Annotated in this window: 18 protein-coding genes; 5 read left to right on the top strand and 13 right to left on the bottom strand. The window is 40.6% G+C overall.

The features are described 5' to 3' along the window. Window positions 1-42: 42 nt before the first annotated feature. From AC3WTL_RS20795 to AC3WTL_RS20785, 3 genes are all read right to left on the bottom strand, one after another. On the bottom strand, window positions 43-1,395 hold the full coding sequence (locus tag AC3WTL_RS20795; protein WP_492369967.1) for a HAMP domain-containing sensor histidine kinase: 1,353 nt from the start codon (window positions 1,393-1,395) through the stop codon (window positions 43-45). Beyond that, window positions 1,392-2,087 (bottom strand): response regulator transcription factor, encoded by a 696-nt coding sequence (locus tag AC3WTL_RS20790; protein WP_197245332.1) that lies wholly within the window; start codon window positions 2,085-2,087, stop codon window positions 1,392-1,394. The genes AC3WTL_RS20795 and AC3WTL_RS20790 overlap by 4 nt, the downstream gene beginning before the upstream one ends. Before the next feature lie 108 nt (window positions 2,088-2,195). Beyond that, window positions 2,196-2,513: a DUF3889 domain-containing protein gene (locus tag AC3WTL_RS20785; RefSeq protein ID WP_492369966.1), complete on the bottom strand. Its 318-nt coding sequence runs from the start codon at window positions 2,511-2,513 to the stop codon at window positions 2,196-2,198. Window positions 2,514-2,720: 207 nt separating this feature from the next. On the opposite strand from AC3WTL_RS20785, the gene AC3WTL_RS20780 reads away from it, so the two are divergent. Beyond that, complete coding sequence (locus AC3WTL_RS20780) at window positions 2,721-2,975, top strand: YhdB family protein (protein ID WP_035326734.1); 255 nt, start codon at window positions 2,721-2,723, stop codon at window positions 2,973-2,975. Window positions 2,976-3,030: 55 nt separating this feature from the next. Here AC3WTL_RS20780 and AC3WTL_RS20775 read toward each other — a convergent pair whose 3' ends face one another. From AC3WTL_RS20775 to AC3WTL_RS20750, 6 genes are all read right to left on the bottom strand, one after another. Further along, window positions 3,031-3,570, bottom strand: a complete 540-nt coding sequence (locus AC3WTL_RS20775; protein ID WP_163145256.1) for an NADPH-dependent FMN reductase — start codon at window positions 3,568-3,570, stop codon at window positions 3,031-3,033. Window positions 3,571-3,709: 139 nt separating this feature from the next. Then, window positions 3,710-4,357: a response regulator gene (locus AC3WTL_RS20770; RefSeq protein WP_492369965.1), complete on the bottom strand. Its 648-nt coding sequence runs from the start codon at window positions 4,355-4,357 to the stop codon at window positions 3,710-3,712. Further along, window positions 4,358-5,488 carry a GAF domain-containing sensor histidine kinase gene (locus AC3WTL_RS20765; RefSeq protein ID WP_248346575.1) on the bottom strand — a complete coding sequence of 377 codons (1,131 nt, stop codon included), beginning with the start codon at window positions 5,486-5,488 and terminating at the stop codon, window positions 4,358-4,360. 317 nt (window positions 5,489-5,805) lie between these two features. Beyond that, window positions 5,806-6,528 carry an SDR family oxidoreductase gene (locus AC3WTL_RS20760; RefSeq protein ID WP_492369964.1) on the bottom strand — a complete coding sequence of 241 codons (723 nt, stop codon included), beginning with the start codon at window positions 6,526-6,528 and terminating at the stop codon, window positions 5,806-5,808. A gap of 38 nt (window positions 6,529-6,566) precedes the next feature. After that, window positions 6,567-8,312 (bottom strand): phospho-sugar mutase, encoded by a 1,746-nt coding sequence (locus AC3WTL_RS20755; protein ID WP_222501008.1) that lies wholly within the window; start codon window positions 8,310-8,312, stop codon window positions 6,567-6,569. A 169-nt stretch (window positions 8,313-8,481) separates the two neighbouring features. Then, window positions 8,482-9,984 carry a GNAT family N-acetyltransferase gene (locus AC3WTL_RS20750; protein ID WP_492369975.1) on the bottom strand — a complete coding sequence of 501 codons (1,503 nt, stop codon included), beginning with the start codon at window positions 9,982-9,984 and terminating at the stop codon, window positions 8,482-8,484. Window positions 9,985-10,330: 346 nt separating this feature from the next. On the opposite strand from AC3WTL_RS20750, the gene AC3WTL_RS20745 reads away from it, so the two are divergent. Together AC3WTL_RS20745 and AC3WTL_RS20740 are read left to right on the top strand one after the other, a co-directional pair. Beyond that, window positions 10,331-10,771 (top strand): disulfide oxidoreductase, encoded by a 441-nt coding sequence (locus AC3WTL_RS20745; RefSeq protein ID WP_197245322.1) that lies wholly within the window; start codon window positions 10,331-10,333, stop codon window positions 10,769-10,771. After that, window positions 10,771-11,241 (top strand): thioredoxin family protein, encoded by a 471-nt coding sequence (locus AC3WTL_RS20740; protein ID WP_248346574.1) that lies wholly within the window; start codon window positions 10,771-10,773, stop codon window positions 11,239-11,241. Before AC3WTL_RS20745 ends, AC3WTL_RS20740 begins: the two co-directional genes overlap by 1 nt. Window positions 11,242-11,272: 31 nt before the next feature. Here AC3WTL_RS20740 and AC3WTL_RS20735 read toward each other — a convergent pair whose 3' ends face one another. After that, a complete protein-coding gene (locus AC3WTL_RS20735; RefSeq protein WP_197207802.1) occupies window positions 11,273-11,671 on the bottom strand; it encodes a YhcU family protein in 399 nt (132 codons plus the stop codon). Window positions 11,672-12,013: 342 nt separating this feature from the next. Here AC3WTL_RS20735 and AC3WTL_RS20730 point away from each other — a divergent pair, with 342 nt between their 5' ends. Further along, window positions 12,014-12,934, top strand: a complete 921-nt coding sequence (locus AC3WTL_RS20730) for an RluA family pseudouridine synthase (RefSeq protein ID WP_492369963.1) — start codon at window positions 12,014-12,016, stop codon at window positions 12,932-12,934. 104 nt (window positions 12,935-13,038) lie between these two features. Here AC3WTL_RS20730 and AC3WTL_RS20725 read toward each other — a convergent pair whose 3' ends face one another. From AC3WTL_RS20725 to helD, 3 genes are all read right to left on the bottom strand, one after another. Further along, a complete protein-coding gene (locus AC3WTL_RS20725; protein ID WP_035326710.1) occupies window positions 13,039-13,299 on the bottom strand; it encodes a GlsB/YeaQ/YmgE family stress response membrane protein in 261 nt (86 codons plus the stop codon). A gap of 207 nt (window positions 13,300-13,506) precedes the next feature. Next, on the bottom strand, window positions 13,507-14,334 hold the full coding sequence (locus tag AC3WTL_RS20720; protein WP_492369962.1) for an aldo/keto reductase: 828 nt from the start codon (window positions 14,332-14,334) through the stop codon (window positions 13,507-13,509). Between the two features lie 270 nt (window positions 14,335-14,604). Continuing rightward, window positions 14,605-16,872 (bottom strand): RNA polymerase recycling motor HelD, encoded by a 2,268-nt coding sequence (helD, locus tag AC3WTL_RS20715; protein ID WP_492369961.1) that lies wholly within the window; start codon window positions 16,870-16,872, stop codon window positions 14,605-14,607. Window positions 16,873-17,264: 392 nt separating this feature from the next. Between helD and AC3WTL_RS20710 the strand changes: the two genes are divergently transcribed. Continuing rightward, window positions 17,265-17,528 carry a CD3324 family protein gene (locus AC3WTL_RS20710; protein ID WP_492369960.1) on the top strand — a complete coding sequence of 88 codons (264 nt, stop codon included), beginning with the start codon at window positions 17,265-17,267 and terminating at the stop codon, window positions 17,526-17,528. Window positions 17,529-17,591 lie beyond the last annotated feature (63 nt).

Below are 17,591 nucleotides of genomic sequence, written 5' to 3'. Positions count from 1 at the left end.
TCTCCATTATCTATTAATAAAATGAGAAATAGATGAGAATGGTTATGTCACTTTGAATATGACGGATGCTGCAGTTCCTACTCCTTCAGTACTTTCGAGCCTTATTTCAACTCCTAGCGCATCTGCTATTTCTTTGGCAAGGGACAGTCCCAGTCCTGATCCCCCTGTTTTTCTGTTTCTAGCCTCATCAACCCGGTAAAAACGATCAAATACTCTTGGCAGATCCTTCATAGGTATACCCATGCCGCGATCTTCAATCCGGATATAGACTTCTTGTTTCTCTGCTCCAGCAGTAACCTTTATGACATCATCACTGTATTTCCTGGCATTATCCAGAAATATAAACAGGAGCTGCTTTAATTTATTTTCATCAGTTTGAATAAGTGTATTTTCAGACAAATCCGAATCCAAATGCACAGTCCTATTAAAAGCATCTTCATATGTCCGAGTGACTTGGGTTAAAAAACTGTTTAGTTCCACCATTTTCAAATCAATCATCCAGTGGTCATCATGCCGTGCAAGCAAAAGAAGCTGATCTGTCATCTCCTTCATTCTTAGCGCCTCTGAGTGAATGGCTTCTATGGATTCATTAAATAATTCAGGTTTTTTCAGCCCCCTTCTCTTAAGCAGGCTGGAATAACTTTCTATAACAGTTAATGGAGTTTTTAATTCATGGGAAGCATTTGAAATAAAAAGTTTTTGCTTCTCATAATTGGATTCAAGAAGATCTATCATATGGTTGAAGGTTTCACCCATTTGCTGCAGCTCATCATGAGACTTCCCTTCCAGCTTAAGACGCTTGAATTGTCCGCTTTTTCTAATTTCTTTCATTGTGGCTGTCATAGTCGCTACAGGCCTTGTAATAAACTTGCTAAGGATCGCACTGGAAATCAAAACCGGAATCATTGCCACGACTGTGACAATCCCCAGAACGAAGCGAAGAGTCTTTAATATTTTTTCCGCACTTTCCATGCTTCTGGTCAGCTGAAAACTTCCTATTTCACCATCCGGCAGAATCACAGGTGCAGACGCAAACATATAGACCCTATTATTACGTTCCATTGTTTTTATTAATTCACTGCTGATGTACTCTGCAGGGATTTCACTGAGCCCCTTTTCGTCAGGGGATGTGGAGGTTACTGCCTTTTTATCTGGCTGAACAAGTCTTACCATTCCATTTGAAGGAACAAAGGCCCTAAGCAGTTCAGTTTCCGGAACATTCCCGATGGATCTTTGGGCAATCTTTATCATATTTGCCATTTCATTCGATATAGCGGCCCGCTCATTTTCATATACCAATTTGCTGAAAACAGCATAAACAGCGAAATTCATTATAAGCAGAAGGACTGCAAAAAGAACGGTTGTATACAAATAAATTTTCTTCCTAAGATTCATTTCGTCTCCTTTAATACATACCCTACTCCGCGGATAGTGTGAATAAGAGAAGGCATCTCAGGCAAGTCTATTTTTTTGCGCAAATACCTGATGTAGACATCAACAACATTTGTGTCCCCCAAAAAGTCATATCCCCAGACAGCCTCCAAAATCTGTTCCCTGTTTAGGACCTGTTTTTTATTTGTCATTAAATAAACCAGTAAATCAAATTCTCTGGGCGTCAGTTCTATGGATTGATCTCCCCTGCTGACTTCCCTTGTTTTCTCATTGAGCTTTAAATCTGACACTTCAAGACAGTCAATAGCCGGAGTTTTTTCTGCAGCTGCTGTTTTAACCCTTAGTGCCGCCCGAATCCTCGCAAGCAGTTCCTCAATCTGAAAAGGTTTTGTTATGTAATCGTTCGCCCCCAGATCTAAACCAGATACTTTATCTTCCACTGAGCTTTTTGCCGTCAGCAGCAAAATGGGGGTCTGTTTATCCTTGCTGCGAATTCTTCGCAGAATTTCAATTCCGCTAAATCCTGGAAGCATGATATCCAGGATGATTAGGTCCCAGCTTCCAGTCCTGTATAACTCCATTGCCTGAAAACCATCCATTGCCTTTGTTACTCGATAGCCCTCGAATTCAAGCTCAATTTCCAGAAGCCTGGCAATTTTAGCTTCATCCTCCGCAACAAGAATTGATTCCTTCAAAAAACTCACTCCCCAATTTGACAGTTTTATTCATATTCCAAGATTATCAGAAAGATTTGTTTTTATCATTATTTTGAATAAGGAAATGAAAAAAGCCCCCGAAGGAGCTTACTGAGTTTTTCTCTCTACAGATAGGCTAACCGCTTTGTTATCCTTGAGGTTATGCGTGACCATCACCAATACGGTTACCGGATTCCCATCTTCTTTTACGGTAAAAGTGAAGGTGTCTGTTACATCTGTTTCAGTAACTTTCTTTCTTCCTCCATACTGATAATCCACTACTTCTTCCCCAGGGTAGTCTTCTTTTACAACTGCAATGGCGATTCTCCCATACTTTTCATAATCCGGTTTCTGTACAGCTCCTGCCAATGAACCTCCCCCGGCTAATAAACAAATCAGCATAAAGATGGATAAATAATTTTTCATTTTTCCCTCCAAAGCATATGTCGTTACTTATATTTTTGACCCAGGCTTTGATTTTATGTAACCGAATTTCCTATAAATAAATGTGGCCAATATATACAGGTAAATGATGAAAACCCATGTATATCAACAAGTCCAAGATTTACTTTGAAATAAAATGCCGCATCATCATAAACTATAATCAACTCCTGGAAGAGGAGGAGAGGACAAATGAATAAAGTGGATTATGACCGTGCGTTATATTATACACACCGGTCTGAATGGGATAACCTGCTGATCCTGATGGTCAGGACAGAAGACCAATTTCTTTCGAAGAAAATCGAACATTTTCTTCATGCCTACAATTTCGAAAAAGACTATTCTGTCATTGAGAAACATTTATACTCACTGCTTAGATATATTGACCACGCCAATGAATTATCGGAAAAACAGCTGCCAAACACTGTATTTTATGAACTAACCTGACAAAAGAATTCCACCAATAATAAAACACGGATTTTTTGGTCCGTGTTTTTGTTTTTTATTGTTTTAATTCCTGCTTAATTTGACCATATGCCTTCATATATACCTGAAGTTCCTTCATTAAACCCTCTACCAGTTTGGCTGGTTCCTCAAAAAGGCCATCATTTTCATAATCAAAACAATGCGGGTCCAGAACAAGCTGTTTAGGTATAACATTGGCATATACGCCTCTGCCGGCAATTCTTAAATTATTCAGTGCATTAATGCCGCCTTTTCCGCCGCCTGCCACAACCAGCAGGCCGACTGGCTTATGGGCAAATTGCTCACTCCCCAGGAAATCCAGCGCATTCTTTAATGCTCCGCTCATGGCACTGTGGTACTCAGGGGATGCCAGAATAACTCCATCAGAGTCAGCAATCTGCTGGCGCAGTTTTTTAACAGCAGGCAGCCCATATTGTTCTTCTGTTCCATTGTATAAAGGAATTTCTCCAAGGCTTAAGTCGATCAGTTCAGCATTATATTTTCTTGCAATATAACGGGAGGCTATTCCCGTGCGTCCCTTCATTCGCGGACTTCCATTAATAATTGTAAGCTTCATTATAAACTCTCCTTTAAGATCCTATATTATTTAGTATATAGAAACATGCGCTTTTACACATCGTCAGGATGGCTGAGTTTTATAAAGCTTGTTTTAGTACTAATTCAGTAAATATTTCCTCAGACTTTTGGATGAGTTTTTATTTTGTCTCGGCAATCCCATGACGCACGGCATAAAGTGCTGCCTGTGTCCTGTCTGCGAGCTCTAACTTGGAAAGCAGGTTGGAAACATGGGTTTTGACTGTCTTTTCTGTGATAAAAAGAGATGAAGCTATTTCTTTATTGCTTTTTCCTTTTGCGATCTCTCTCAGTACTTCGAGCTCTCTCTTTGTCAGCTCTTCAAGCGGCTGTCTTTCCGTATTGTTTTTATTCGTTAAATGTGTAAGCAAATGGGAGGTGGCTTTTGGATGAAGCTGATGCTCCCCTTTCATCAGCTGGGTTATTGCCTGAACAAGAATATCCGGCTCAATATCCTTCAGCTGATATCCTGATGCTCCTGCCTCAATGGCGGGTATTACATGATCCTGGTCTGAAAAACTTGTGAGTATCATGATTTTTACATCAGGATAATTCAGTTTAATCTGCCTTGTGGCTTCAATCCCATTCATTACAGGCATATCCAGGTCCATTAATACAACATCAGGCTTGTGTGTTTGCATCATCTCAACAGCTTCAAGGCCGTTTTTTGCCTCCCCGATAATTTCGATTTCCGGCTGAGTTTTGAGAAAAAATACAAGTCCCCTTCTAACAACATGATGATCATCCGCTATTAAAACCTTGATGGCCATTTATTTCCCTCCCTTTTCCAAAGGAATGACAACTTCAATATTCGTTCCTTTATTTGGCTCTGTTATTAATTTGAATAAACCATTCAGTGCTTCCGTCCTTTTCTTCATGCTTTTGAGGCCGAGAGAAGGGATGTCGTTTTCACGGTAGTGAAACCCTCTGCCGCAATCGGAAATCACCATGGTAACTGTTCTTTCATCCACAGTCAGTACTACATCAGCTGTTGATCCACCGGAGTGTTTCTTGCAATTAGCCAGAGCTTCCTGGCCAATTCTCCAAAGTGTTTCTTCAACTTTCCCCGGGAGGCAGATTACACCCTTAACTTTTGAGTTTAGCTTTAGGCCAAGCATTTGACTGTAAGTCTGCATAGCACATATAATTCCATTTTCCAGTCCGCGCGGTTTGAGCTGCCAGATAAGCGCTCTCATCTCGCTTAAGGCTTCCTGAGCGAGATCCTGCATGTAGGAAAAGGTTTCTTTCATTTCCGTGTTATCAGTCATTTCCGCTCCTCCTCTCGCCGTCAAGCTTAAAGAGAACAAAAGCTGGTTGACAGAATCATGCAGGTCCCTTGCCAGCCGGTTTCTTTCCGCAGCAAGTGCCGTCTCATGTTCGAGCTGTGTCAGCTTGATCCGTTTTATAGCCGTTCCGATTTGGAAAGCAACAGATTCCAGCAAAGCCAATTCTTCCGGTGAAAAATGGGTTTTAGCAGGTGAGCCAATATTAAGAACACCAAACTTTTCCTCTCCCGCTCTCAGCGGTACGGAGGCATGATGGGTTAGCCCGTTGGTTTCCTTTCTTTGCTCTGCAATCGCATCTTCTATTCTTTTGCATTCAATTATATTTGAAGCTTTGTTTAATCTGCCGTCATTATAGCGGTCAATACACCAGCAATCTCCCTTGCACATCGGCCTGCAGTTATCCGCGGAAAGGGCAGGGGGCAGTTTCTCTTCTGCTGCCAGGCGGAAGTCCCCCTGGCTGTCGATCAAAAATACCCAGCCCGTTTCCAGACCCGTGATGTGAAGCAATTTTTGCAGCACCTCTTTAAGAAGCGAATCTATTTCTGTTCCCTCATTCAATAGCTCTGCTATTTCTTTTAATATTCCGATTTCTGATTGTCTTTTTTTCCCCAACACCCAAATCCCCCTTGGTCCTTGTCATATATGTACTTATATTATATAACTTATTTTCCCTTACTTCCTTGGCATTTGGGAGGAAGCAGCCTGCGACTAAAGATGTAGACCCAAGAAGCCCATCATTAAAAACACCGAAGAGCAATTCTCTTCGGTGCAGATTTTCTATCGCAGTCTAACGGGCAGTAAGACCCCCACTTCAAGACTTAGAGGAATCAAAGGAGGATGATAGGTGGGGTTCAAACTGCCCGTAAAGGCCCGATTGGTTCAACTAACAATCAGTGGGGATAAGGAAAACCCCCACTGATTGAAGTTTCACTTTATGCTATTGGATAATTTTGAACAAATGGATGAAGAACGATTTCGTCTATCATCATGTGTTTCGGTGCTGATGCCATGTAAACAACAGCATTTGCGATATCTTCGACTTTCAGCCAATCTTTTTTCTCTTCGAGTCCCTGCTTGGATTCTGCAAAGAACGTATCAACCATTCCAGGATTTATCGTTCCGACGCGGATACCGTATTCTCTGACTTCCTGAGCTAAAGATCCCGAGAAGCCTTGAACTGCATATTTTGTTGCCGTATAGGCTGATCCATTCGGGATAGTATACCTGGCTACATCTGAAGAAATGGTAATGATTGTACCTGATTTCCGCTCTTTCATATGCGGCAGTACTGCCCTGCTTCCGAGAAAAACTCCCTGCACATTGACTTCAAAGACTTTTTTCCACTCTTCCAGTGTCGTTTCATCAACCTGTTTAAAAAAGCCCATACCTGCATTGTTCACAAGAAGGTCAAGCTGCACGTATGTCTGAAGAGTTTTTTCAACTGCTGCCTTTACTTGTGCTTCATTTGAGATATCCGCCTGAATGGGCATTACATCTGAAAATCCCATTTTATTGAGGTCTTCTGCAGATTGATGTATTTCCTCTGAACTTCCAATCAGGGTTAGCTTCATGCCCTGCTGAGCCAGCTTAACAGCGATTTCCTTGCCGATCCCTCTGGATGCACCTGTTACAATTGCCGTTTGTCCCTTTAACATCGAATCTTCCTTTCTTTTGACACTTCTGGGTGTGAAATTTATTTTGATAGTGAAATACCCATTCTTTCTTCGACGATGCCCATAAATGCTTTTTGAACGGATTCCAGTTTCTCCTTGCTGCCGGCTAATGAAGAGTCATTGATTCCAAAGTAAAATTTAATTTTCGGTTCTGTACCTGATGGCCTTAGGCAGATCCAGTTACCTTCTTCGAAGAAATACTTAATAACATTGGACTTTGGCAGGCCGATATTCTCCTCTGTTCCATCTGCTTCCGTTCTGATTCCTGTTAAGTAATCTTCTACAGCCTGAACTTTCATGCCTTCAAGTTCCTTTATCGGATTAGCACGGAAAGATGCCAGTGTCTGCTGGATTTTTTCAGCTCCTTCAATTCCTTTGAGTGTCATTGAATTTAATCCTTCAAGGAAATAGCCAAACTCATCAAATAAGCTGAGCAATGCTTCATATAGGGACATGCCTTTCTTTTTATAATAAGCAGCCATTTCTGTCGCAAGCAGGGCTGCCTGGATAGCGTCCTTGTCCCTTGCAAAGTCGCCGATAAGATATCCATAGCTTTCCTCATATCCGAACAGGAAGCTGTATTCACCCGACTCTTCATATTCCTTGATTTTTTCTGCAATGAATTTGAAGCCAGTTAAAACATCAATGGTTTCTACTCCAAAAGAAGAGGCAACCCTGCGGCCAAATTCAGATGTAACGATCGTTTTTAGCATGATGCCATTGTCAGGCAATGTATTCTTTTCTTTTTTCTGAGAAAGTATGTAGTGAAGCAGCAGCGCCCCTGTCTGATTCCCTGTCAAAAGAACATACTCACCTTCTTTGTTCTTCGCAGCGATTCCAAGCCGATCGGCGTCCGGGTCTGTAGCAATTAATAAATCTGCATTGGTTTCTCTTCCATCTCTCATTGCCAGCTCAAAAGCATCTTTTTCCTCTGGATTAGGGCTCTTTACTGTTGAGAACTCAGGATCCGGGAGCTCCTGTTCCTTTACCACATGCACATTTACATAGCCCAGCGCTGCCAATGCCTCTCTGACAGGCTTGTTGGCCGTACCATGAAGAGGCGTAAATACTACACGCACATCCGCTTCGTTCGCGGCACCGGGATTTTCGGAAATGGTAAGGAGCTGCTTCTGATAGGCCTGATCAACTGTTTTGCCGATCATGGTAATAAGCCCTTTTTCCTTTAACACATCTTCATCCATTACTTCTATCAGCAACTCGTTTTCTAATTCATTTACTTTGCTTATAACAATGTCAGCTTCCGCGGGAGTCAGCTGAGCCCCATCAGATCCATACACCTTATAACCATTGTATTCCGGAGGATTATGGCTGGCTGTAATGACTATACCTGCATACGCATGCAGGTACCGGACTGCGAATGAAAGTTCGGGAGTTGGACGAAGCTCGTCAAATACATACGTCTGTATCCCCCTGCTGGCAAGTGTTTTAGCCGCTTCCATTGCAAATTCCGGAGACATCCGGCGTGAATCATAAGCAATAGCCACTCCCCTATTTTTTGCTTCCAATCCTTTTTCCTCTATGTATGCCGCTAATCCTGCAGATGCCTTCCGGACAGTATAGATATTCATGCGGTTTGTTCCCGGGCCAATTTCCCCGCGCATGCCTCCTGTTCCGAATTCCAGTCCCTTATAAAATGCTTCTTCAAGGAGCTTTTCATTTCCCTGCAGACCTTTTAGCTGTTCTAATAATTCATTGTCCAGATCCTCATGGTTTATCCATCGTTCTGCTGCTGTTTTCCATTCCATTGTATAACCTCCTAAAAAAAGCTTCTGCATATCCTTTTCGAGTTTCAGATGGATATTCCTTTTAATAATATCCGAGTTATTTTGACAAAATTCCACCCTGAGATTATGTATTCTTCCATGAAAAAGCATTTGAGCGCCAGGTGAAAGGCGCTCAAGCTGCAACTATATATTACTTTTTATATTTAATGCTGTAAATATCATGCCGGCGGTCTTTTAGCTGGCGCACTGTGCCATCCTGCCTCTGGCGGCGGAGGATTTCCAGATCAACATCACCTATCAGGACCATTTCGATATTCGGATTAGTTTCCCCCACTATGCCATCCCTCGCAAACTCAAAATCGGATGGGGCAAAAATGGCAGATTGTGCATACTGAATATCCATATTCTCTGTTTGCGGAAGATTGCCGACCGTACCTGAAATAACCGTGTATATTTGATTTTCAACAGCGCGCGCCTGAGCACAATAACGTACCCTTAAATATCCCTGGCGATCTTCGGTACAGAAAGGGGTAAATATTATTTTTGCCCCTTTCTCAGTCGCAATTCTCGCCAGCTCAGGAAATTCGATGTCATAGCAGATTTGAATGGCTATTTTTCCGCAGTCCGTATCAAATACCTTTACTTCATCTCCGCGGCTGATTCCCCACCATTTGCGCTCATTTGGCGTAATATGGAGCTTATATTGCTTTTCAATCGTTCCATCCCGGCGGAAAAGGTAAGCAATATTATATATCTCATCATCATCTTCTTTAACAAAATGAGAGCCGCCAATAATATTGATATTATACCTGACTGCCAAATCCGTAAATAACTCGATGTATTGCTCAGTGTATTCTGTCAGCTTTCTGACCGCTAGGCTTGGTGAACGTTCTTCCAAAAAGGACATCAGCTGGGTAGTAAATAACTCGGGAAAAACCGCAAAGTCGGACCCTGAGTCAGAAGCTACATCTGTAAAATATTCCACCTGGTGGGCAAATTCATCGAAGGATTTTATCTGCCGCATTAAATATTGAACCACGCATATACGTAGCGGGTAGCTCGTTTTATAAAAGCGTTTGCTCATTGGTCTGTAGTCGACATTATTCCATTCCATCAGGGTTGCATATTTATTTGACTGCACATCGTCAGGCAAATAGTTGGGATTAATCCTCATCAGGGTAAATCCATTCAGGAGCTGAAATGATAAAACCGGGTCATAGATTTTATGAAGCGACACCTCGTTAACATATTCTCGCGGGTTCATTTCATTGGAGTATTTATGATAGTTTGGAATTCGTCCGCCTATGATGATGCTTTTTAAATTTAAAGACCTGACAAGCTCCTTCCTTTCTTCATACAGGCGATGGCCGATTTTCATTCTGCGGTAATCAGGATGAACCATTACTTCTATTCCATAAAGGTTATAGCCTTCCGGATTATGGTTCGTTATGTATCCTTTGTCTGTCACATCATCCCAGGAATGACGGTCATCATACTCATCAAAATTTATAATAAGGCTTGAACAGGACCCAATGATTTCCCCATCATATTCTGCAACAAACTGGCCTTCAGGGAAAATTTCCAGATGGCTTTCAAGCTGATCCTTCTTCCAGGGAACCATGCCGGGAAAACATAACTCCTGAAGAGCAATGATATGATCTATATCTGTATGCCGGGTATTCCTGATAATCATTTTCTTCTCAAATTTCGTTAAATCAAGCTTTGTCAATGGTGGTGCACTCCTTCGGAAATAATAATTATCATGGGAGCTAAAAGCCCTTAGCCTCTCCAGTGATATACAAATCTTTTCCCTTTTTTGCTGCATTCGTAACTTCTTAAGTAAATTCCCTCTTAATTATCTTGCTTCTTTTCCTTTGTATATATTTCTATAAAGGTGTTAAATGTCTTCTTTTTATTTGTAACCCGTTAATATCTTTGCCACAAAAGCCCTATTTCTGCTGATTGTCTGCACATGTTGATTTACAAGGGATGTCCAATAGCTTTATAATTTTAGAGTACATATTAATAAGGAGATTATTATGGAGAAAACACAAACAGACCGGCGGGAGAATTTGCTGTTTATTGCCTGGGCAGCTTCGATTCTTGCTATGTTCGGCAGCCTTTATTTTTCGGAAATCAGGCAATATGAACCATGCGAGCTTTGCTGGTATCAGAGGATTGTCATGTATCCCTTTGCTGTCATACTAGGCTTGGGTGTGGTTAAGAAGGATTATCGCATCAGCTTATATACAATGGTGTTATCTGCTGTTGGAGCCGGCATTTCCATCTACCACTACTCCATTCAAAAGATTTCATTTATGGCTGATCATGCAGCAGCATGCGGGAGAGTTCCCTGTACGGGGCAGTATATTAATTGGCTGGGATTTGTTACAATTCCATTTTTAGCATTAACAGCTTTTATTATTATTTTTATTTGCAGTTATCTTGTCTGGAAGAAAACGAAGGAGGCAGCAGAATAATGAAAAAGGTCATTATATTTCTTGCCATTATCGTTGCATTATTTGCAGCAGTTGGCATGTTAACTAAAATGCAAAACGAAGAAAAAGTGTCTGAGAAAAATCCATATGAAAAGGATTCACTTCATCCTGAAACAGTCAAACAGCTTGAAGACCCGAATTATCAAAACCTGATCCTTCCCGAAGAATTGGACAGAAAGTTAGATGAAAAAGAAAATGTAACGGTTTATTTTTATAGCCCGACATGCCCTCATTGCCAAAAGACTACTCCAGTGGTGGCTCCGCTTACAGAAGATATGGGAATTGATCTGGTGCAATTCAACCTGCTTGAATTTGAAGACGGCTGGGACAATTACGGAATAGAGGAAACTCCAACAATCGTTCAATACAAGGACGGCAAAGAGGTTAACAGAATTACCGGTTCACAGGAAAAAGAAGTTTTTGAACAGTGGTTTAATGAGAATTCCAAATAACCCAAAAACGCCTGCTGCAGCAGGCGTTTTTTCATACAAGCATTTCATTTGCGGCTTTAGCATAAACACTGAATAAATCATTCCGGGGCATTCTCTCTCCGCAAAAATGACTGTAATCAAACGGAAATGATAAGCCGAATTCTTGAAGTATTTGAACATTTTTGAAGAATATCGTTTCATATTTGCCGCTGATTGGGCGGGATTCCAGGATAGCCATGAGCGTCTGCAGCCCTGCTATAACCTGGTAAGCCTCCTTTAATGTTCCAAAGTATTCAAAGTGTCTGGTAGAAGTATGTAAAATCTTCTGCTGTTCAAATTCTCTTATATCATCGTCTGTGAAATAAAGAGGAAACACATTTGAATAGAATTTTCCTATTAATTCTTGAATTTTTAGTTCCTGATCAGGAGTTGATGCAAATACAACCTTCACTGATAACCCACCTTTGTAATCCTTGTAATCAGTTCGTAATATATACATAAGAATATCATATTCTAAAAGCCCTTTAGGGTGGTAATTATACCCATGGAGCAGGGATTTGTTGGTATTTATTCCTCCTCCGGAAATAGATGGCACAGGTATAATGCTAAATAATTAGTTCTAAAGATCTATAATAACCCCATTTTCAGCAAAAAAAAAGGTGATTTTAAATATTACAATAATTTTTGAGGACCACTATTCCTTTTATCAGCTGTCTTTAAAGGCTAAAATATTATTGTCATTAATTTATATGTAATAAAGGTCAGATTATTCAATCAGGATAAGGAGTAATTTATGGTAAAACTACAAAGGTTTGGTGAATGGTGTGAAATAGAAGTACCTGCCCACTGGGAGGGATATTCAATCGAATATATTGTCAGGACATTATGGGGAGCACCAAAGAAACAAACACACAATATGAGAATGAAAAAACAGGTATTATCCAATGATGAACCTGCCAATTGGACAAAACCTGTGAATGCAGGAGACAAATTAAAATTTCAATTTTTCGAGGATGAAGATCCAGGCGTTATCCCATCATATTATGAGATTGATGTTCTTTTTGAAGATGACCATATGCTTGTTTTGAATAAACCGGCCGGTATGGACACGCATCCTAACTTACCGGATCAAACGAATACCCTCGCAAACGCTGCAGCTTTTCATATACAAATGCAGGGGGAGTATAGAGGCATAAAACATATACATCGCCTGGATCGTGACACAACCGGAGCCATTTTATTTGCGAAACATGCATTAGCTGGTGCAATTCTGGATAAAGAGCTGGAAGAAAGAAGAATTAAGCGCACATATTTAGCTTTAGTCCATGGCAAAATGTCAAAGAATAGAGGGACCATAAGGGAACCAATTGGGCGGGACAGGCATCATCCAACCAGGAGAAGGGTATCCCCCGGCGGTCAGCCTGCTTCAACAAACTATGAATTAATTGAGTACTATCCTAAACAAAATCTTTCACTTATTAAGTGCCGTTTGGATACAGGCAGAACACATCAGATCCGTGTTCATCTAAGCCATATTGGACATTCTCTTGCGGGGGATACATTATATGGCGGAAAACCTGTTTTTGCACGGCAGGCACTGCACGCAGTAAAGCTTGAGATTCCGCACCCATTCTTAGAGGAGGCTATAGTCTGTCATGCGCCTTTCCTGGATGATCCCGGGATCTTCAAGGGAATTGATCCATATCGTTTTTAACTTAGAGCTGCCCTATCTTAAGGCAGCTTTAGTTTTCTGCTAAAAAGCAGAGGGATTGATGCAAAAAAAGAAGCCCCAAACGGGACTTCTTTTGATTAATTCAATTAGTCATGAGATTTACGCATAGCCTTCATGATGAAGCCTACGATGAATACAAGCACGATAGCACCAATTAAAGCAGGAATAATAGCAAAGTCAGCTACGACTGGACCCCAATCACCAAGAATTAATGAACCTAACCATGCACCAATGAAACCAGCGATGATGTTACCGATAATTCCGCCTGGAATATCTCTTCCCAAAATCATACCTGCTAACCAACCAATGATACCACCTATAATTAATGCCCATAAAAAGCTCAACATTGAAAATCACTCCTCGTTTTAATTTAATTTAGCTTTTGATCAGATAAAGAATTTCATTCAGCTGCGCAGCTTTTGGTGATCTTATCTGCTTGTACAATTAAATTACCCAGGATTCATTATCTAAAACCAAAAATTTAAAAACTATTCTATTGGAAAAATTTTATAAAATAAAAAAACACCCGTCAGGATGTTTTTTGCTATATGATTTTAGAAATCAAAGTTGTCCGGATCTGCTCCAAAGCGATGGTTATTATTTAATGCATTCATTTGTCTCATTTCATCTTCAGTTAATTCAAAATCAAATATATCTGCATTTTCCCTTAGTCTATCTTTTTTCACAGATTTAGGAATGACCATTATGCCGTTTTGGAGATGCCATCTTAGAATAATCTGGGCTGCTGATTTGTTGTGCCTTTTTGCAATTTCCTTTATGTCACTGTCCTCGAGCACTCTTCCCCTGGCAATTGGAGACCAGGCCTGTACTTTTATATTGTGTTCACTGCAAAATTCCCTCAATTCTTTCTGAGAAAGAAGAGGGTGAAGCTCAACCTGATTGACTGCAGGCTTTTCAGAAGAATTCTTCAGAATGTCCTTTAAATGATGAATTTGAAAATTGCTCACCCCTATGGCTCTTGCCTTGCCATCCTTATAAAGCTTTTCAAGCGCCTTCCAGGTTTCGAGGTATTTCTCCTTAACAGGCCAATGGATAAGGTATAAATCTATGTAATCCAATCCCATCTTTTTTAAACTATTATCAAAAGCATTAAGGGTCTGATCATATCCCTGATCCGTATTCCATACTTTTGTCGTAATGAACATCTCTTCTCTGGGCACTCCGCTTTCTTTTATTGCCTTGCCTACACCCTCTTCATTTTCATAAAAAGCCGCAGTATCAATCAGCCTGTATCCTATGTTAATGGCATCTTTTACTGTGTTTTCAATCTGCAATCCCTTTTCGACTTTATATACTCCGAGCCCGAATTGAGGCATTTCAACTCCATTATTTAAGGTTAAAGTGCCACTGATATCCTTCATAAGATGGAATCATCTCCTTACTTGTTTTATTTCATTTTATCATTTCCAGGAAAAGGAGACCTACTGTTTACACTCCAAAACAAAAGCGATTGCCTTAGAAATGCAATCGCCCATCTATATAAACGGCAGATGCCGGGATTTTATATTTCCGCATTCTTTACCAGTTTTTCTCATGTAAAAATGATTTTCCCGGTGAAATTTTGTCCTAAACAAGGGACAGAATCATTTTTCAAAAAAGAATAAGCAGCTGACAAATCAGCTGCTGAAGTTTTAAACTACTATGAAATTGCCTTGTTTCAATCCATAAAAATATAATCGGTGAAGAGGCCGTGTCATAGCGACATAAAGCAATTTAATGTCCAGTTCAGAATTTCTGGAAAACTCCTCTTCCATGGACAGAATCATAACAGCATCAAATTCAAGTCCCTTGGCCAAGTAAGATGGCACGATAACGATTTCATCCTTCGGTATGCTTTCCTGTTCCTGCAGCAGTTTAAAAGGGAGCCTGGCATGCTTTTCAAAAAGGCTGTGAATGAGCTGACAGTCTTTCATCGTTTTCCCGATCACCGCAAATGTTTTATACTCTTCTTCTTTCAATGAAATGACCTGTTTCTCAAGCTGTTTTACCAGTTCGCTTCCATCTTCCCTCCTGATAAACTCAGGATTTCTGCCATGGCGGACGACCGGCTCCACCTCGGGGAATGAGTAAGGAAGAAGTTTAAGTAATTCATTTGCTTTTTCCATAATTTCCACTGTAGTACGATAGCTTTTCTGAAGCTCTGTATATGTTGCACGGGGAAAAATAAAATCCAGGACCTCCTGCCAGCTTATGAGCCCCCTGTAGGAGTGAATTCCCTGGGCAAGGTCCCCCACTAGTGTAAACATATCTGTATCAAGTGACTTTTTTAATGAGAGAAGCTCCATAAAGCTGTAGTCCTGGGCTTCATCAATGACAATATTTTTCGCCTTCAGCTCTTTGGGAATGCCAAATAAGCTTTCCTGCAGATAAAGCATTAAAGCTAAGTCTTCCCTCTCATAAACTTTTTTTCTGAACAGCTCCCGGCAATATTCACAAAGTTTATGTGCATCGTCAACAGGCAATTTTCCGCCTGATAATCTTGAAAGACGTACAGGGTCTTCGAATAGGTCTTTGTAATACCGGACCAGGCTTTTTTTCGGGAATTGCTTCATGTATTTAGGCACAGCTGTCCTGAAGCTTCTCTTTAGTTCTTCCAGTCTGGATGCTTTTTTATCAAGAGCATCTGAAACATATTGTCTTCTTTTCTCAGGGTCCCTGCCTCTATAGAGGGCCCTTTCGATTCTTTCGTCATAATACGTTTCGATTTTCTTAATGATATTTTTCTTTTTCTTTGCAAGATTGTTTTGAAGCACAGCCTTCAATTTTTCCAGCCTGCGGTAAAGAGGGAGATAATTGTAGTCCTCTAAAAAAAGCTGGAAGAATTTCTTGCGGCCAAAAAGCCTGAACTTATCTACCATAAAATCATCACTCGGGCAGAAGCTATTATATATTTCTCTGAGGTAATTAGTGAGAATGGTTTGAAATACCGGTGAACCTTTAATGGATGATGCCCAGGCTGCAAGTTTTACTTCCTCACTGCCATGGTCTTCAAGCAGATTCACTAATTTATTGTCTTCCGCCAATTTCAGGTTTTCGCCAAGACATGCCAGGACATATTCCTGGTAGGTTGTCTGACGGACTCTCTCTACCCCAAGTTCAGGGAGCGCCTCTGAAATATAATCAATGAAAAGCCTGCTCGGTGCCAGTATCATCAGCTGTTCAGGGGCAAAATTTTCTTTGTACTGGTAAATGAAATAACTTATTCTATGCAAAGCAATGGTTGTCTTGCCGCTGCCTGCCGCCCCTTGAACAATGATGGGCTTATTCAAATCAGCACGTATTATTTTGTTCTGTTCTTCCTGTATGGTTGAAATAATTTCAGTAAGGCGGTTGCTTGAGCTTTTTGAAAGTGATTCCTGAAGCAATTCGTCTGTGGTCGTGAGGTCAATATCCCGTATTTCATCCAGAATCCCATCTTCAATCATATATTGCCTTTTCAACGATAAATGTCCCGTAAAGCTTTCTTCATAGGAATGGTATTGAACTTCTCCCAGCCTGCCTTCATAGTATAAATTGGCTATCGGAGAACGCCAGTCAACTATAATCTGCTCCTGATTTTCCCTTGAATACAATGAAGTTTTGCCTATGTACAGTATCTCTTCTTGGTTTAAATCCTGCCGTAAGAAATCAATTCTGGCAAAGTAAGGCTTTTTCCGGGCTTTTTTCAGCTGCATTAATTCATCTTTGGACATTTCAAAAAAACGGGCATTAGTCAGGAGCGAAGAGTAACTTAAACTGGATTCAAGCCAGTCAACGTCCTCGAAAGCTTCTTTCATATTTTCCTGAAATTTGTCTTTGCTGGATTCGGATGTTTTAATCACGACATCAACATAACGTTTCGTGAATTCAAGCCGCTGGACTTCCTTTTGAAAATCGGGGTGTTCAAAATCAGATGACATATGTTTCTCCTTTCAAATATTTTTCAGCCGCAATGGAGAAATACATATGAGCGTACGCGTGGGCAGAAAAATATATTATCAGAAAAGTCTGCAATAATCAAGTGGTGACAGGCACCGCCCCAAATTTGTCGAATTGAACAGATATATACATCAGCAATCATTTTAATTTATAATATGAAAAAATACATTCATTTTAGGAGGTGATGGGAATGGCCATTGCAGCTGCAATGCCTGATAATGCAGCGTCTCATGCAAAGCCTGATATTGGTGGCGATACTTTGCATGAGGCGGTAATGGACTAAATTATCGCCCATTCAGCTAAAACCATTTCTGATATCGGCTTTGCACCTTATTCATTTTTTATTATCAAAATAAATAAGGAGCTGGCAGAAATGAGTTATGTAAAAGCACATGCTGTTTTACCGGAGAATCTGATCGCAGAGATTCAAAAATACGTTCAGGGTGAGGCTATTTATATCCCCAAACCGGAAAAGGACTACCGAAAATGGGGTTCCCGCTCTGGAGCAAGAAAAGCTCTGGATGATCGGAACCATTCTATAAAAGTCGCCTTTCAGAACGGCAACACCATCACCCAATTGGCGGAGGAATATTTTCTTTCCGCTGAGACAATTAAAAAAATAGTTTATAAAAAATGAATTTTTCGCACTGAACTTTGTTCAGTGCTTTTTCATATGCCAAGTTCGTTTCCAAATCATTTT

The sequence above is a fragment of the Cytobacillus sp. EB106-05-05-XG126 genome, from assembly GCF_058791715.1.
Note: the sequence above shows the minus strand (reverse complement) of the source record. Positions and strands in the feature narration are given on the sequence as shown.

Coding starts and splice junctions, on each gene's coding strand:
- AC3WTL_RS20795 (WP_492369967.1), bottom strand. CDS start 1,395: ATGAATCTTAGGAAGAAAATTTATTTGTATACAACCGTTCTTTTTGCA.
- AC3WTL_RS20785 (WP_492369966.1), bottom strand. CDS start 2,513: ATGAAAAATTATTTATCCATCTTTATGCTGATTTGTTTATTAGCCGGG.
- AC3WTL_RS20780 (WP_035326734.1), top strand. CDS start 2,721: ATGAATAAAGTGGATTATGACCGTGCGTTATATTATACACACCGGTCT.
- AC3WTL_RS20775 (WP_163145256.1), bottom strand. CDS start 3,570: ATGAAGCTTACAATTATTAATGGAAGTCCGCGAATGAAGGGACGCACG.
- AC3WTL_RS20770 (WP_492369965.1), bottom strand. CDS start 4,357: ATGGCCATCAAGGTTTTAATAGCGGATGATCATCATGTTGTTAGAAGG.
- AC3WTL_RS20760 (WP_492369964.1), bottom strand. CDS start 6,528: ATGTTAAAGGGACAAACGGCAATTGTAACAGGTGCATCCAGAGGGATC.
- AC3WTL_RS20755 (WP_222501008.1), bottom strand. CDS start 8,312: ATGGAATGGAAAACAGCAGCAGAACGATGGATAAACCATGAGGATCTG.
- AC3WTL_RS20750 (WP_492369975.1), bottom strand. CDS start 9,984: ATGATTATCAGGAATACCCGGCATACAGATATAGATCATATCATTGCT.
- AC3WTL_RS20745 (WP_197245322.1), top strand. CDS start 10,331: ATGGAGAAAACACAAACAGACCGGCGGGAGAATTTGCTGTTTATTGCC.
- AC3WTL_RS20740 (WP_248346574.1), top strand. CDS start 10,771: ATGAAAAAGGTCATTATATTTCTTGCCATTATCGTTGCATTATTTGCA.
- AC3WTL_RS20730 (WP_492369963.1), top strand. CDS start 12,014: ATGGTAAAACTACAAAGGTTTGGTGAATGGTGTGAAATAGAAGTACCT.
- AC3WTL_RS20725 (WP_035326710.1), bottom strand. CDS start 13,299: ATGTTGAGCTTTTTATGGGCATTAATTATAGGTGGTATCATTGGTTGG.
- AC3WTL_RS20720 (WP_492369962.1), bottom strand. CDS start 14,334: ATGAAGGATATCAGTGGCACTTTAACCTTAAATAATGGAGTTGAAATG.
- helD (WP_492369961.1), bottom strand. CDS start 16,872: ATGTCATCTGATTTTGAACACCCCGATTTTCAAAAGGAAGTCCAGCGG.
- AC3WTL_RS20710 (WP_492369960.1), top strand. CDS start 17,265: ATGAGTTATGTAAAAGCACATGCTGTTTTACCGGAGAATCTGATCGCA.